The sequence below is a fragment of the Pinisolibacter sp. DMC100 genome (assembly GCF_056313705.1).
Map to the genome: position 1 here is coordinate 195886 of NZ_JBQUZT010000003.1, position 14190 is coordinate 210075.

At 69.6% G+C, this 14190-nt stretch carries 11 protein-coding genes and 1 tRNA gene; 8 read left to right on the forward strand and 4 right to left on the reverse strand.

What is annotated here, in order from left to right:
- Positions 1–2 precede the first annotated feature (2 nt).
- Positions 3–1496 carry a DUF1800 domain-containing protein gene (locus ACT541_RS14085; RefSeq protein ID WP_476137719.1) on the reverse strand — a complete coding sequence of 498 codons (1494 nt, stop codon included), beginning with the start codon at positions 1494–1496 and terminating at the stop codon, positions 3–5.
- 220 nt (positions 1497–1716) lie between these two features.
- On the opposite strand from ACT541_RS14085, the gene ACT541_RS14090 reads away from it, so the two are divergent.
- The 7 genes from ACT541_RS14090 (at position 1717) to ACT541_RS14120 (ending at position 8079) form a co-directional block, all read left to right on the forward strand.
- A complete protein-coding gene (locus tag ACT541_RS14090) occupies positions 1717–3114 on the forward strand; it encodes a patatin-like phospholipase family protein (RefSeq protein WP_476137720.1) in 1398 nt (465 codons plus the stop codon).
- A gap of 25 nt (positions 3115–3139) precedes the next feature.
- On the forward strand, positions 3140–3433 hold the full coding sequence (locus ACT541_RS14095; RefSeq protein ID WP_476137721.1) for a hypothetical protein: 294 nt from the start codon (positions 3140–3142) through the stop codon (positions 3431–3433).
- Between the two features lie 171 nt (positions 3434–3604).
- Entirely contained in the window at positions 3605–5053 is a 1449-nt protein-coding gene (locus ACT541_RS14100) for an NAD-dependent succinate-semialdehyde dehydrogenase (protein ID WP_476137722.1), read from the forward strand.
- Between the two features lie 277 nt (positions 5054–5330).
- Positions 5331–5406, forward strand: a tRNA-Glu gene (locus ACT541_RS14105).
- Positions 5407–5581: 175 nt separating this feature from the next.
- Positions 5582–5995, forward strand: coding sequence for a DUF805 domain-containing protein (locus ACT541_RS14110; RefSeq protein WP_476137723.1), 414 nt, complete (start codon positions 5582–5584; stop codon positions 5993–5995).
- Positions 5996–6189: 194 nt separating this feature from the next.
- On the forward strand, positions 6190–7290 hold the full coding sequence (locus ACT541_RS14115) for a DUF2336 domain-containing protein (protein ID WP_476137724.1): 1101 nt from the start codon (positions 6190–6192) through the stop codon (positions 7288–7290).
- A gap of 72 nt (positions 7291–7362) precedes the next feature.
- Positions 7363–8079, forward strand: coding sequence for a B3/B4 domain-containing protein (locus ACT541_RS14120; RefSeq protein ID WP_476137725.1), 717 nt, complete (start codon positions 7363–7365; stop codon positions 8077–8079).
- A gap of 28 nt (positions 8080–8107) precedes the next feature.
- On the opposite strand, the gene ACT541_RS14125 is transcribed toward ACT541_RS14120, so the two are convergent.
- The 3 genes from ACT541_RS14125 to ACT541_RS14135 all read right to left on the reverse strand — a co-directional run bounded on the left by ACT541_RS14125 (position 8108) and on the right by ACT541_RS14135 (position 12777).
- On the reverse strand, positions 8108–10105 hold the full coding sequence (locus tag ACT541_RS14125; protein ID WP_476137726.1) for an acetyl/propionyl/methylcrotonyl-CoA carboxylase subunit alpha: 1998 nt from the start codon (positions 10103–10105) through the stop codon (positions 8108–8110).
- A gap of 12 nt (positions 10106–10117) precedes the next feature.
- Complete coding sequence (locus ACT541_RS14130; protein ID WP_476137727.1) at positions 10118–11725, reverse strand: carboxyl transferase domain-containing protein; 1608 nt, start codon at positions 11723–11725, stop codon at positions 10118–10120.
- A 461-nt stretch (positions 11726–12186) separates the two neighbouring features.
- Positions 12187–12777 (reverse strand): TetR/AcrR family transcriptional regulator, encoded by a 591-nt coding sequence (locus ACT541_RS14135; protein WP_476137728.1) that lies wholly within the window; start codon positions 12775–12777, stop codon positions 12187–12189.
- Between the two features lie 341 nt (positions 12778–13118).
- Here ACT541_RS14135 and ACT541_RS14140 point away from each other — a divergent pair, with 341 nt between their 5' ends.
- Positions 13119–14171 carry an HD domain-containing phosphohydrolase gene (locus tag ACT541_RS14140; RefSeq protein ID WP_476137729.1) on the forward strand — a complete coding sequence of 351 codons (1053 nt, stop codon included), beginning with the start codon at positions 13119–13121 and terminating at the stop codon, positions 14169–14171.
- Positions 14172–14190: the final 19 nt, after the last annotated feature.

The window sequence follows — 14190 nt, forward strand, 5'->3', positions numbered from 1 at the left end:
GGTCATCTCCGCTGGAATTCGGGGGACATGAAGACGAGGGTCAGCGCCTGTTGCCGGGTCTCGGCCCGCGCCACCGCCTCGCGCGTCTCGCTCGAGGCGGCCAGCCCGATCGTGCTGTCGAGCACGCTGATCGGATGGCCGATGTCGCGCACCCGCCCCGCCGCCGCGAAGGCGACGTCGAGGCGCAGCTTCATCGCCTCCGGCGCCGCCCAGGCGGCGACGGTGTCGGGGAAGCCGTTGGGGCCGGAGGGCTGCCACAGCGGCTGGCCGAGCGCATTCATCGAATGCAGCACCGGGCCGGGATCGGGCGGCAGGGTCCCGGTCGCCCGCATCATCGCCACGAGGAACTCGCTCGGCGTGCGCAGCTTGGTCGCCGGTGCCGACCACGCCTCGTCGTCGCCGAGGAGGGCGAGCGCCACGGCCTTGAGGTCGCCCTCGGAGTCTCGGAACACGGCGGCGATGCGGTCGACGAGGTGTTGCGGCGGCCGATCCGAGACGAAGTGAGCGACGAGCTTGGTCGCGACGTGGCGCGCCGTGGCGGGCGCGCGGGCGAGATCGGCGATGACCGCCTCGCCCTGCGCCTCGCCTTCCTGCGCGTAGGTGCGGCCGAAGACGGTCGCGGGACCCGGCTGATGGGCGGCGGCGTTGAAGACGAAGGTGCCGGGCGCACCCTGCCTGCCGTCGCGACCGGCGACCGTCCAGCCGGTGATGACGTGGGCGAAGGACGTCACGTCGGCCTGGGAATAGCCGCCGCCGACGCCGAGCGTGTGCAGTTCGAGGATCTCGCGGGCGAGGTTCTCGTTGAGGCCGCGACGACGGTTCTGCCCGGCCTTGGAATCCGGGCCGACCGACTGCTGGTTGTCGAGATAGTGGAGCATCGCCGGGTGGCGTTCGACGGCGCGCACCATGTCGGCGAAGCGGCCGAGGACGTGGGGCCGGATCGCCTCGCGCTCGAACGGCCCGGCGGCGACACGGACGAACTGGTCCTTGGCGACCGAGATCGCGAAATGGTTGGACCAGAAGGCGACCAGTCGCTCGACGAAGCCGACGCCGGCATCCACCTGCGCCCTCAGCCGCGCGGAGGCCTCGGCACGGAAGAGCTTCTGCTCGAGCGACGGTTCGGCCGGCTTGGGTTTTGCCTCCATCGCGGGGGCAGGGGAGGGCGCCGGCGGCGTCATGGCCGCCATGGGCTGGGGTGCCATCGCCGGTGGCGGCGTCATGGTCTGGGCCGCCATCGCCGGCTGCGCCGTGGGGGTCATCGCGGCGATGCGTTCCCGCTCGGCCTTCACCCGTTCCTGATCCTCGAACAGGGCGACGAGTGCCGCCTCGGTCGTCGGCAGGTCGGCGCCGACCGGTGCCGTACCGGTGCGGTCGAGTTCGGCGCGGACGAAGCCGCGTGGATCGCGCGCCGCCTCGGCGAGATCACCGGGGCGGGCGCCGAGCCCGAAGCGTTGAAAGGCGACCAGCGCGCCGGCTGGATCGAGACCCGCGACCATGCGTCTTTCCTCCCGACCGGGAACAGGAATGTCAGGCTCTCTCCGAAACGCAGCAATTGAAGGGCGATTTCGTGAAATCATCGCAATCGATCTGCCGAAGATTTCATCGATCGTCGCGGCGGGATCCGGTCGCGCCGGCCGCCCTCGCCCTCTCCCTGCCGCATTCCGGCGGCAGTGAGGGCGCTCGTTCCCCTCCGATCGAAGCGTCGACCGTCGTCCCATGCGCAAGTCGTTCCTCACGCGAGCCCTCGCGGCGCCCGCCTTCCTCGCCGCGTTCCTCGTCGGCTGCGCTTCGATCGACAACGCGCCCGTCAACCGTCCCTCGGCGCTGCCGCGTCTGACGCCGGTCGCCACCATGGCCGGCGACGACACGCTGCGTCCGACCATCGTGGCGCTCGCCTTCTCCGGCGGCGGCACGCGTGCGGCCGCCTTCTCCTTCGGCGTGCTGAAGGGCCTGTCCGAGGTCGAGGCACCCGGTGGCGGCGCGATGATCGATCAGGTCCGCTTCGTCTCGGGCGTCTCGGGCGGCTCGGTGACGGCGGCCTATTTCGGCCTCAAGGGGCGCAGCGCGCTCTCCGACTTCGAGGCCCGCTTCCTCTATCGCGACGCCGAGGAATCCCTGCGCACGCAGGTCTATTCGGTCGGCAACATGATGCGCGCCATGGACGGCGGCGTGAACGACCGCTCCGGCCTGCCGACCTGGCTGCGCAACAACCTCTTCGGCAACGCCACGCTGAAGGACCTGTCGCGCCCCGGCCGCCCGGTCGTGTGGATCAACGCCTCCGACATCTACGCCAAGACGCCCTTCGTCTTCGAGCCGGTCACCTTCGCGGCGATCTGCTCGGACTGGGAGAGCTATCCGATCTCCGACGCCGTCGCGGCGTCGGCCGCCGTGCCGATCGTCTTCGCCCCCGTGGTGGTGCAGAACTGGTCGCAGAAGTGCGGCTTCAAGCTGCCCGATGAGCTCGAGGCCCAGGCCCATTCGCGCGACACCTCGCCGATCGTCAAGGCCTACCTCAAGGCGCTCGCCGACTATCGCGACGCCGACAAGGTCAAGTACGTCAAGCTGCTCGACGGCGGTCTCACCGACAACTGGGGCCTCTCCGCCTTCAACGTCCAGATGGCTGCCGCCCGCGAGCCGTGGCGGCCGATGACCAAGGCCGACGCGATCTCGGTGTCGAACTTCCAGTTCATCGTCGTCGACGCCGGCCGCAACGTCGCCGGCGACTGGACCAAGACGCTCGAGGGCCCCAACGCCCAGGAACTGCTCGACGCCGTCGCCGACACCGCCGTCGACAGCGCGGTGCGCTCGTCCTACGAGGTCATGCGCCTGCAGATGAAGCTGTGGGAACAGCGGCTGCGCCAGTGGCGCTGCTCGCTCTCGACCGAGGAAGTGTCGCAGGTGCGCGGCTCGACCGAGGGCTGGGACTGCAACGCCGTCTCCATCCGGCTCGACCGCGTCTCCTTCGAGGATCTGGGGACGGCGCGCGCCGCGCAGCTCGGCCGCGTGCCGACCCGCTTCAAACTGGCGCCGGATCAGGTCAAGATGACGGTCGAGGCGGGCGAGAGCGTCGTGCGCAAGGTGTTCGGCCCCAAGGTCGACGAACGCGAACGCTGACGCCCCCCGCCCAGGGAGACACGCGATGCACGACGAGACCTCCGCCCACGGGCACACCCATCCCGAGCCGCATGCCCACCCGCACGAGCATCGCCACGCTCATCCCCACACCCATACCCACGTGCACGAGCATCGCCACGGCGACCTCGTCCATGCCCATCCGCACGCCCACACCCACACGCACGAGCACGGCCACGAGCACGAGCATCTGCACCAGGGCGCGCACGACCATGCCGACCCGCACGAGGGCGCCGGCGACACCCACGAACACGACCACGGCGACCACCTCCACGGCAGCCACGGCCACGGCCACCGCTGAGCCCGCGCCACCCGATCGGCGCCCGCGTCGCGGCTCTTTCACCCATCGGAATTCGCTCGGCGAACACGCGCCGCACGGCGGTGCGCGCCCCCTTGACGATCGCCCGACAGTGGCTACCTCTTGTCGATCCTTCGGACATCCCCTTCCGACATCGAACGAGGAGAGCCGCCCATGGCCGCCCGCAATCCCTTCCTTCGCGAAGCCAATCTGATCGCCGGCCAGTGGGTCGGTGCCGACGGCGGCGCCACCCTGACGGTGACCAATCCGGCGACCGGCGAAGTGTTGGGCACGGTGCCGTCGGTCGGCCGCGCCGAGGTCGCTCGTGCGATCGCAGCCGCCGAGGCCGCCTTCCCGGCCTGGTCGGGCAAGACCGCGGCCGAGCGCGCCGCGATCCTGCATCGCCTCGCCGATCTGATCCTCGAGAACGTCGATGCGCTCGGCGAGCTCCTCACCCTCGAGCAGGGCAAGCCGCTGGCCGAGGCCAAGGGCGAGGTCGGCGGTTCCGCCGCCTATGTCCGCTGGTTCGCCGAAGAGGCCCGCCGCGTCTACGGCGACACCATCCCGTCGCCCTGGGCCGATCGCCGCATCCTGGTCAACAAGGAGCCGGTCGGCGTCATCGCGGCGATCACGCCGTGGAACTTCCCCTCCTCGATGATCTCCCGCAAGCTCGGCGCCGCACTCGCCGCCGGCTGCACCGCCGTGGTCAAGCCGGCCGAGCTCACCCCCTTCTCCGGCCTCGCCTGGGGCATCCTGGCCGAGAAGGCCGGCGTGCCGGCCGGCGTCGTCAACATCGTCACCGGCGTGCCCGGCCCGATCGGCGACGAGTTCATCGAGAACCCGGCCGTGCGCAAGCTGACCTTCACCGGCTCGACCGCGGTCGGCCGCATGCTCGCCGGCCGCGCCACGACGGCGCTGAAGCGCGTGTCGATGGAGCTCGGCGGCAACGCGCCCTTCGTGATCTTCGACGACGCCGACGTCGATCTCGCCGTCTCCCAGGCCGTCGCCTCGAAGTTCCGCAACTCGGGCCAGACCTGCGTCTGCACCAACCGCTTCTTCGTCCAGGCCGGCATCTACGACACGTTCGCGGCGAAGTTCACCGCCGCCGTCGCCGCGCTGAAGGTCGGTCCCGGCACCGAGCCGGGCGTCGTCCAGGGCCCGCTGATCGAGGAGAAGGCGGTCGCCAAGGTCGAGAGCTTCGTCGCCGACGCCCTCGCCAAGGGCGCCAAGGTGGCGGTGGGCGGCAAGCGCCATGCCCTCGGCCAGACCTTCTTCGAGCCGACCGTGCTGACCGGTGCGACGACCGACATGGCCTTTGCCCGCGACGAGATCTTCGGCCCCGTCGCGCCGCTCTTCCGCTTCGAGACGGAAGAGCAGGCGATCGCGCTCGCCAACGGTTCGGAATACGGGCTGGCCGGCTATGTCTTCACCCGCGACCTCGGCCGCGCCGTCCGCATGTCGGAGAAGATGAAGTTCGGCCAGATCGGCATCAACGCCGGCGTCATCACGACGGAGGTGGCGCCCTTCGGCGGCGTGAAGTCGTCGGGCTTCGGCCGCGAGGGCTCCAAGTACGGCCTCGACGACTATCTCGACGTCAAATACGTCTGCCTCGGCGGCCTGTGAAGCTGACGAGACGACGGCGCGACGCGCATGAGACGGGGACGGCGGCCTTCGGGCCGCCGTTCGCGTTTTCGCGCGCGGGGCCTCGCCGGCGGTGCGTGCCGCCATCGCATCCGATCGAAGTCGACGACGGCGCCTTCGGTGAGAATGGCGGAAAACCTCGCATTCTCATCGACCTGTGGATGCCGGCGAGATTTCGCCGACGAAAATGCGCGTTGGCCCTTGCGTGGGGCGAGAGGGGCGGCTATATCGACCCCCGTCCGGCCAACGCCGCACCGCTGCTCCCTTCGTCTAGCGGTCTAGGACGTCGCCCTCTCACGGCGAAAACAGGGGTTCGAGTCCCCTAGGGAGCGCCATCTTTCCCGATCGACGACTGCGTGACACCGGCCCCGCCGGCCGGCCTCGCACGTCCGCGTGTCGCCGCCTTTCCGCGCATGCGCCACGATTATGCACGACGCCGCGCCTTGTGCTGCGGTGCGGTATACGGTTTTCTACGCACTCGCGCCGATCGTCGGCGTCACGCGAGGGCACATGAAAAAGCTTCTTCTGACCCATGAGGGTCGCATCAACCGGGCGAAGTTCTGGTTGGCGGCACTCTATTACATCGTGATCGCCGTCGTGGTCGGCGCCCTCTTCGCGCTGCTCTGGACGATCTTCCCCGGCGAAATCGGCGAGGACGGCACCTACCATGTCGAGGGTGTCGCGGCGCTGCCCCATGTCGCGCTCGGCCTCGGCTATGTCGCCTTCTCCGTCTGGTCGGGCGTCTGCGTCGGCATCAAGCGCTACCACGATCGCGACAAGTCCGGCTGGTGGGTGCTGATCCAACTGGTGCCGGTGATCGGTGCGCTCTGGTACTTCATCGAAGCCGGTTGCCTGCGCGGAACCGTCGGCGACAACCGCTTCGGCCCCGATCCGCTGGCCGGCCAGACCGGCGCGACGGCGTGAGACGAACCGTCGGGGCGCGACCGACGGTCGCGCTCCGACGACGTCGCACTGACGCTGGGTTAGTCGTGAAATATTTGAAAAACGGGCATTTTCTCGTTCACGCTTCGCAAACCCTGAGCAACGACCGCACTTGATTTCGACACCGCTCGAGGGGTTCAATCGACACTCGCCGACGAATGGAAGCCGTTCGAGCAATGTCGATCGAATCCAGCCTGAACATTTCCCGCGATCTCGCCCGTGTGGCCGAACACATCGGTGATCAGTCCGATCCGACGCCCGCCTTCTGCGACCGCCTCACCCGCGCGATGACGCGGCTGTGGAAGGTCGGCTCCAAGGTGCTCGACGGCGACGACGTCGAGAGCTTCGACACGATCCTCGTCCGCATCGCGCCGACGTCGAGCCGCGCGGCGCGGCTGGAACTGTCCGAGAGCATCGCCACCGCCGAGGCCCCGCCGCGCGCCGTGCTGCTGATCCTCGCCCACGACTCCATCGACGTCGCCGGACCGATCCTGCGGCTGTCGCCGGCGCTCGGCGACGACGACCTCTGCGACATCGCCAAGCGTTGCGGCGTCGCCCACATGGGCGCCATCGCCGAACGTCCGACCATCTCGATGCGGGTCTGCGACATCCTCGTGCTGCGCGGCAACGACGAGGTCCGCCGCGTCGTCACGTCGAACGTCGGGGCGCATCTCTCCGACAAGGCCTTCGCTCGCCTGTCGCTGCAGGCGCGTGACGACAGCACCGTCGGTCTGGTGCTGGTCGGCCGTTCCGATCTGCCCGATCTGGTCGTCCACTTCCTCAGGACCAACGGTTCGGCCGAGGTGCGTCGCGCCCTGATCGAAATCGAGGATCGCCCGCGCACCGACGAGATCACCCATCACGTCGCCCGCTCGATCCGGGTGACCGAGGCGAGCTGGCTCGAGCCCTACGACTTCGACGCCGCCTCCGCCGTGCTGTCTCGCCTCGCCGAGGTCCGCCACAACGTCGACCCCTTCGTCCGCAAGCTCGCCCAGACCGATCGTTTCGCCGAGATCGTCCACGTCCTCGCCGCGCTGTCGCGTCTGCCGCTCGAACTGGTGCAGCACATGATGGTCGGGCTCGACACCGGCCCCTTCGTGGCGCTCGCCCGCGCCGTCGGCCTGAAGAGCGAGACCGTGCAGGAGATCCTGATGGTCGGACCGTGGCTGCACCGGCTCGATTCGCGCGCCCGCGCCGCCACCATGCTGGCCTGGACCACCACCGACATCGACGAGGCCCGCGCTCGCGTCCGTCGCTGGACCGGCGAGCAGGGCTGACGACACGTCGGTTGCGAGCCCCAGGCTCGCCCGCATACTCTCGACCCGCTCCATCGATCCGGCCGAGGACCCATGCGCGTCGACATTTCCGAACTGACCGAGACCTTCCCCGAATTCCGCGTCGGCGTGATCGTCGCGACCGGGCTCACCATTCCCGCTGAGCGTCCCGAGGCGCTCGATGCGCTGATCGGCGAGCGGGCGGCGGCGGTGCGGGCCGCCTGGGGTGGGCGCGAGCTCGGCGACATCCCCGGCATCAGGGCATGGCGGCTCGCCTACAAACGCTTCGGCATCGCCTCGACGCGCTATCGCTGCTCGGTCGAACGGCTGGTGAAGAACGTGCTCGCCGAGCGTGAGGCGCCGCGCATCAACGGCTTCGTCGACGCCTACAACGCCGTGTCGTCGAGCCACGTCTTTCCGATCGGCGCCGACGATCTCGACCGGGTGACGGGCGACGTCTTCTTCCGCTTCTCGCGGCCCGACGACACGTTCCTCGACATGTCGGGCGCGGCGGATGCCGATCCGGCCGACGCCGCGCCGAAGCCCGGCGAGGTGGTCTACACCGACGCCGAGAAGGTGCTCTGCCGTCGCTGGAACTGGCGGCAGGACGCCCGTTCGCTGGTGACGTCCGAGACGTCGCGGGTGGTGCTGACCATTCAGTCGATGGGCGTCGGCGATCTCGACGCCGCACTCGGCGATGCCTGCGGACTGATCGAGCGCTTCTGCGGGGGCAGGACCGCGGTGACGGTGGCCGAGGCGGGCGCGCCGGTCGCGGTGCTCGCCGGGGTGTGACGCCTCGGCGCGCGGGCGAGGCCCGTGCTCACGCCTCTGCCGCCATCACCGCCAGTTCGAAACCGTCGGCGACCACGTCGCCGACGGCGACGCGGAGCGCTTCCACCACGCCGTCGTGGGGGGCACGGACGACGTGTTCCATCTTCATCGCCTCGACCACCACCAGCGGCGTGCCGGCGGTGACGGTCGTGCCCGCCTCGACCAGCACCTGCACCACCGAGCCCGGCATCGGCGCGACCAGTCGGTCGGCGTGGTGATGATGGGCGGCGGCGGCCTCGTACGGGTCGCGCTCGACGAAGCGGGCGCGGCCGAGCGGCGAAGCGAGGGTCAGGGCGGCGCCGTCGGTCGTGAAACTCGCCGCGAAACGCGTGTCGCCGATGGTGACGGTGGCGCGTTCGCCGTCGAGCCGGGCGGCGACGGGGATCGCTCCGGCCTCGCCGAGGAGACGGGTGCCGGCGCGGTCGGTCAGGAAGACCAGTTCGGTCTCGCTGCCGTCTCGGGTCAGCGTCACGACGCGGCGGGTGGCGGCGTTCATCGTCCAGGCGCCGGCGGTGGCGAAGGGCGAGAACGGATCGGACGCGGCGCGCACCGCGTCGCGATCGTCGAGCGCCAGGCGGATCAGGCCGGCGGCGATGGTCAGGCGCGGGTCGACCGGCGGGTTCGGCAGCAGTTCCGCCGCATGACGGGCGATGAAGCCGGTGTCGTGGGCGTCGCTCGCGAAGCCCGGATGGGCGACGAGGCGGCCGAGGAAGTCGAGATTGGTCACCGGCCCGTCGATCGCCGTCGCGGCGATGGCGGCGGAGAGTTTGGCGATCGCCTCGTCGCGGGTCGGCGCATGGGCGATCAGCTTGGCGATCATCGGGTCGTAGTGGCGCGAGATCTCGTCGCCCGTCTCGACGCCGGCATCGACGCGCACGCCGTCGGGGAATGCGAGGCGCGTGAGACGCCCGATCTGGGGCAGGAAGTCGCGGGCCGGGTCCTCGGCGTAGAGGCGGGCCTCGATGGCGTGACCGGAGAGGCGGATCTCGCCTTGCGCCAGCGGCAGCGGCTCGCCACGGGCGACGCGGAGCTGCCATTCGACGAGGTCGAGGCCGGTGATGCACTCGGTCACCGGGTGTTCGACCTGGAGGCGGGTGTTCATCTCCATGAACCAGAAGCCGTCGCCCTCGGCGATGAATTCCACCGTGCCGGCGCCGACATAGCCGACGGCCTCGGCCGCGCGGACGGCGGCTTCGCCGATCCGGGCGCGGCGTTCGGGCGTCATGCCGGGGGCGGGGGCTTCCTCGACGACCTTCTGGTGGCGGCGCTGGAGCGAGCAGTCGCGTTCGAAGAGATGGACGGTGTGGCCGGCGCGGTCTGCGAAGACCTGGACCTCGATGTGGCGCGGCCGGGTGAGATAGCGCTCGATCAGCACGCGGTCGTCGCCGAAGGCGGCCTTGGCCTCGCGGCGGGCGGACGCCAGCGCCTCGGCGAAGTCGGCCTCGCGCTCGACCACCTTCATGCCCTTGCCGCCGCCGCCGGCCGACGCCTTGATCAGCACGGGGAAACCGACACGGGTCGCCTCGCGGGCGAGCGTGGCGTCGGACTGGTCCTCGCCGTGATAGCCGGGGACGAGGGGGACGCCCGCCTTCTCCATCAGCGCCTTGGCGGCGGCCTTGGAGCCCATGGCGCGGATCGCGGAAGCCGGCGGGCCGACGAAGATCAGGCCAGCGGTCTCGACGCTTTCGGCGAAGTCGGCGTTCTCGGAGAGGAAGCCGTAGCCGGGGTGGATGGCGTCGGCGCCGGTGGCGCGCGCCGCGGCGAGGATCTTCTCAGGCACGAGATAGCTCTCGCGCGCCGGGGCCGGGCCGAGGCGATGGGCGAGGTCGGCGGTGCGCACGTGGAGGGCGTTCGCGTCGGCGTCGGAGAAGACGGCGACGGTCTCGATGCCCATCGCCTTGGCGGTCTTCATGATGCGGACGGCGATCTCGCCGCGGTTGGCGACGAGGAGGCGGCGGAGCGGGCGGGGCGAGGTCGGGATGGTCATCGGCGCGGCCCTCTACATACGGAAGACGCCGAAGCGGGTCGGCTTCGGGGGAGCGTTGAAGGCGGCGGAGAGCGAGAGGGCGACGACGAGGCGGGTGTCGCGCGGGTCGATGACGCCGTCGTCCCACAGTCGCGCCGTCGAGTACCAGGCCGAGCCCTGTTCCTCGTATTGGGCGCGGATCGGCGCCTTGAAGATCTCTTCCTCCTCGCGGCCCCAGGCGATGCCCTTGGCCTCCAGCGCGTCGCGCTTGACCTGGGCCAGCACGCCCGCCGCCTGCTCGCCGCCCATGACGGAGATGCGGGCGTTCGGCCACATGAAGAGGAAGTTCGGGTCGTAGGCGCGGCCGCACATGCCGTAGTTGCCGGCGCCGAAGGAATTGCCGATCACCACCGTGATCTTCGGCACGTCGGCGCAGGCGACCGCCGTCACCATCTTGGCGCCGTCCTTGGCGATGCCGCCGGCCTCGTATTTGCGGCCCACCATGAAGCCGGTGATGTTCTGCAGGAACAGGAGCGGAATGCCGCGCTGGGCGCAGAGTTCGACGAAATGGGCGCCCTTCAGCGCGCTCTCCGAGAAGAGGATGCCGTTGTTGGCGACGATGCCGACCGGATAGCCCCAGATGTGGGCGAAGCCGGTGACCAGCGTCGTGCCGTAGAGCGGCTTGAACTCGTCGAACTCCGAGCCGTCGACGATGCGGCCGATGATCTGGCGGACGTCGAACGGGTGCTTGGGATCGGCCGAGACCACCGACAGGAGATCGTCCGGATCGAGCAGGGGATCACGCGGCGCGCGCACCTCGGGTCCCGCCGGCTTCGGCCGGGCGAGGCCGGCCACCGCACGGCGGGCGAGGCCGAGGGCATGGGCGTCGTCCTCCGCCATCATGTCGGAGACGCCGGAGGTGCGGGTGTGGACGTCGGCGCCGCCGAGGTCTTCGGCGGTGACGATCTCGCCGGTCGCGGCCTTCACCAAGGGGGGGCCGCCGAGGAAGATCGTCGCCTGTTCGCGCACCATGATCGACTGGTCGGACATCGCCGGCACATAGGCGCCGCCGGCGGTGCAGGAGCCCATGACCACGGCGATCTGCGGGATGCCGTCGGCCGACATCCGGGCCTGATTGTAGAAGATGCGGCCGAAATGGTCGCGGTCGGGGAAGACCTCGTCCTGGTTCGGCAGGTTGGCGCCGCCGCTGTCGACCAGATAGACGCAGGGCAGCCGGTTCTTGGCGGCGATCTCCTGGGCGCGCAGGTGCTTCTTCACGCTGACGGGGAAATAGGTGCCGCCCTTCACCGTGGCGTCGTTGGCGACCACCATGCATTCGCGACCCGAGACGCGGCCGATGCCGGCGACGAGACCGGCCGACGGCACCTCGTCGGCATACATGCCGTTCGCCGCGAGCTGGCCGATCTCGAGGAAGGGCGAGCCGCGATCGAGCAGCAGGCGGATGCGCTCGCGCACGAAGAGCTTGCCGCGGCTCTCGTGGCGGGCGCGGGCCGAGGGGCCGCCGCCTTCGACGACGCGGGCGACGCGGGCCTCGAGTTCGGCGAGCCGCGCCTCGAGTGCCGCGCGATTGGCGGCATGGGCGGGCGCGCGACGGTCGAGCCCGTCCGAAATCACCGACATGAACGTTCCCTCCGACAGACCGGGCCGCCGACGGCATCCGTTGTTGCTCCGAAGGTCCCCGAGAGGCCGACGGTTCGGATGCGCGATATGAACGAACGTTCGTTTTTTATTTTCGCGCTGTCAAGGGGGCGGAAGGGCGGATCCACCGGCCGTCCCGCCGCCACGCGCTTCGACGCATCACGAGGCGTCGCCGCGCGCCACCCTCCCATCAGGGGAGGGTGCCGAGCGAAGCGAGGCGGGTGGGGTTCGGCGCTCCGGCATCGCGAAGACCGGGATCGGACGCAGGCTCGTCGCGCATCGTCGGCGCCTGCGGTCCGCGAGGCTCTCTCACCCCACCCCTGCCCCCCCCCTGAGGGGAGGGGGAAGTCCGTCGTTCCGAGGATTCGGTGCAGCAGAGGCTCGCGAGGTTCGGTCTTCGACCCTGCGCCGCGGGGACGTCGAGCGGACGAACGTCCTCCGCCTCACGCCCCGACGGCGCGCAGCACCAGGTCGACGTGCAGCGTCACCAGCTCGCCCTCGCCGAGGCGGCCCTCGGGGCGGTACCACTCGCAGATGCCGGTCATCATCGAGATCAGGGCGTAGGTCGTGATCTGCAGATCGTCGACGCGGAAGAGGCCGGCGTCGCGGCCGCTCGCCAGGATGGTCTCGAGCCGGCGCTCGTAGTCGCGGCGCATGGCGACGATCACGGCGCGGTTCTCGGGGTCGAGGCTGCGCAGCTCGGAGTTCGCCACGTAGACCTGCATGCGGCGCATCATGTGATAGCGGGCATGGAAGGCGGTGAAGGCGACGAGCCGATCGCGCGGCGTGTCGTGGCCGACCAGCGCCTCGTCGAGGCGGGCGATCAGCGTCTCCATGTGCGTGCGCACGATGTCGAACAGCAGCGCCTGCTTGGTCTCGAAGTGGTTGTAGAGCGACCCCGGCTGGATGCCGACCTCGGCGGCGAGACGGCGCAGGCTCATCGCCTCGAAGCCGTGCTGCCAGATCAGGCGGGTACCGGCGGCCCGGATCGCCTCGAAGGTCTTCTCTCCCACCGAACCCAACGTGCGCGCCATGCCGACGATCTCCTCGCCATGAGCATTACGGCTTCGAGGGGCGATCCGGCAAGCGCCGATCGCGTCGCGGCGATGGACCGTCACGGTTGGTGCCGGTCAAAAATATACAATTGGAAATAATCCCACCTGCACTTGTATTCATACGTAGTTATCAAAAAATCAACCATATCTCTGACGTTACGTCATTGTACTTTCGCGTCGAATTGCCCTGTTTCTCTGATCGGCTTGAATGTCTGTTTACCGCTCAAAGTCTATCGTTTGGCGTCGAAGTTGAATTGCATTGAGTTTGCAGAAAATTCATGCGTTACCTGACGGCAGAACAAAATCGGGGAGGAACACCGATGCACACCGTCTTCATGGTCGACGACAGCGTCGCCAATCTCGTGTTGCTCCGCCAGTTGGTCGGGCGCCTCGACGAGAGCGATACCATGGCCTTCACCGATCCGCTGGCGGCGCTCGAAGCCCTGTGCGAGGTGGATGTCGACCTGATCCTCGTCGACTACGTCATGCCGGGCATCGACGGCATCGAGTTCATTCGCCGCGCCCGCCAGATCCCGCGTCATGCGATGGTGCCGGTCGTCATGGTGACGACCATCGTCGAGCGGTCCGTCCGGCTCGAGGCGTTGCAGGCGGGGGCGACCGACTTTCTCTCCAAGCCGATCGAGCCGCTCGAGTTCAAGGTGCGGGTGCGCAACCTGCTGGCGCTGAGCCGGGCGCAGAAGGCGATGGCGGCGCGCGCCGAGCAGCTCGACCTCGAAGTCGCGGCCAAGACCCGCGAACTCGCCGATCGCGAACGCGAGGTCATCTGGCGCCTGTCGCGGGCGACGGAACGGCGCGACACCGACACCGGCGACCACATCGCCCGCATGTCGCGGATCTGCGGCATCCTCGCCCGCGGCATCGGCCTGCCGGAGTGCGACGCGCAGTTGGTGGAGATCGCCGCGCAGATGCACGACGTCGGCAAGGTCGGCATCCCCGACGAGATCCTGTTCAAGCCGGGGCCGCTGTCGGCGGAGGAGCGGACGGTCATGGAGACCCATGCCGAACTCGGCTGGAACATTCTCGAGGGCTCGAACTCGCGCCTGCTCCAGCTCGCCGCCAACATCGCCATCAGCCATCACGAGAAGTGGGACGGCACCGGATACCCGCAGGGACTCGCCGGCGAGGCGATCCCGCTCGAGGGCCGGATCACCGCGCTCGCCGACGTGTTCGACGCCCTGCGCTCGGTCCGCCCCTACAAGAACGCCTGGCCGCTCGACAAGGCATGCGACTTCGTCGTCGAGGGCGCGGGCAGGCATTTCGACCCGATGCTGGTCCAGGTCTTCCTCTCGTTCTTCGACGAGATTGCCGCGATCGCCGGCGGCAGCGACGAAGCGGAGGCCTCGGCAGCCTGAGGACCATCCACCCGACCAT

Bases quoted from the DNA above. Each gene is read 5' to 3' on its own strand.
- ACT541_RS14095 (WP_476137721.1), top strand. From the start codon at position 3,140: ATGCACGACGAGACCTCCGCCCACGGGCACACCCATCCCGAGCCGCAT.
- ACT541_RS14115 (WP_476137724.1), top strand. From the start codon at position 6,190: ATGTCGATCGAATCCAGCCTGAACATTTCCCGCGATCTCGCCCGTGTG.
- ACT541_RS14125 (WP_476137726.1), bottom strand. From the start codon at position 10,105: ATGACCATCCCGACCTCGCCCCGCCCGCTCCGCCGCCTCCTCGTCGCC.
- ACT541_RS14100 (WP_476137722.1), top strand. From the start codon at position 3,605: ATGGCCGCCCGCAATCCCTTCCTTCGCGAAGCCAATCTGATCGCCGGC.
- ACT541_RS14110 (WP_476137723.1), top strand. From the start codon at position 5,582: ATGAAAAAGCTTCTTCTGACCCATGAGGGTCGCATCAACCGGGCGAAG.
- ACT541_RS14135 (WP_476137728.1), bottom strand. From the start codon at position 12,777: ATGGCGCGCACGTTGGGTTCGGTGGGAGAGAAGACCTTCGAGGCGATC.
- ACT541_RS14090 (WP_476137720.1), top strand. From the start codon at position 1,717: ATGCGCAAGTCGTTCCTCACGCGAGCCCTCGCGGCGCCCGCCTTCCTC.
- ACT541_RS14085 (WP_476137719.1), bottom strand. From the start codon at position 1,496: ATGGTCGCGGGTCTCGATCCAGCCGGCGCGCTGGTCGCCTTTCAACGC.
- ACT541_RS14140 (WP_476137729.1), top strand. From the start codon at position 13,119: ATGCACACCGTCTTCATGGTCGACGACAGCGTCGCCAATCTCGTGTTG.
- ACT541_RS14130 (WP_476137727.1), bottom strand. From the start codon at position 11,725: ATGTCGGTGATTTCGGACGGGCTCGACCGTCGCGCGCCCGCCCATGCC.
- ACT541_RS14120 (WP_476137725.1), top strand. From the start codon at position 7,363: ATGCGCGTCGACATTTCCGAACTGACCGAGACCTTCCCCGAATTCCGC.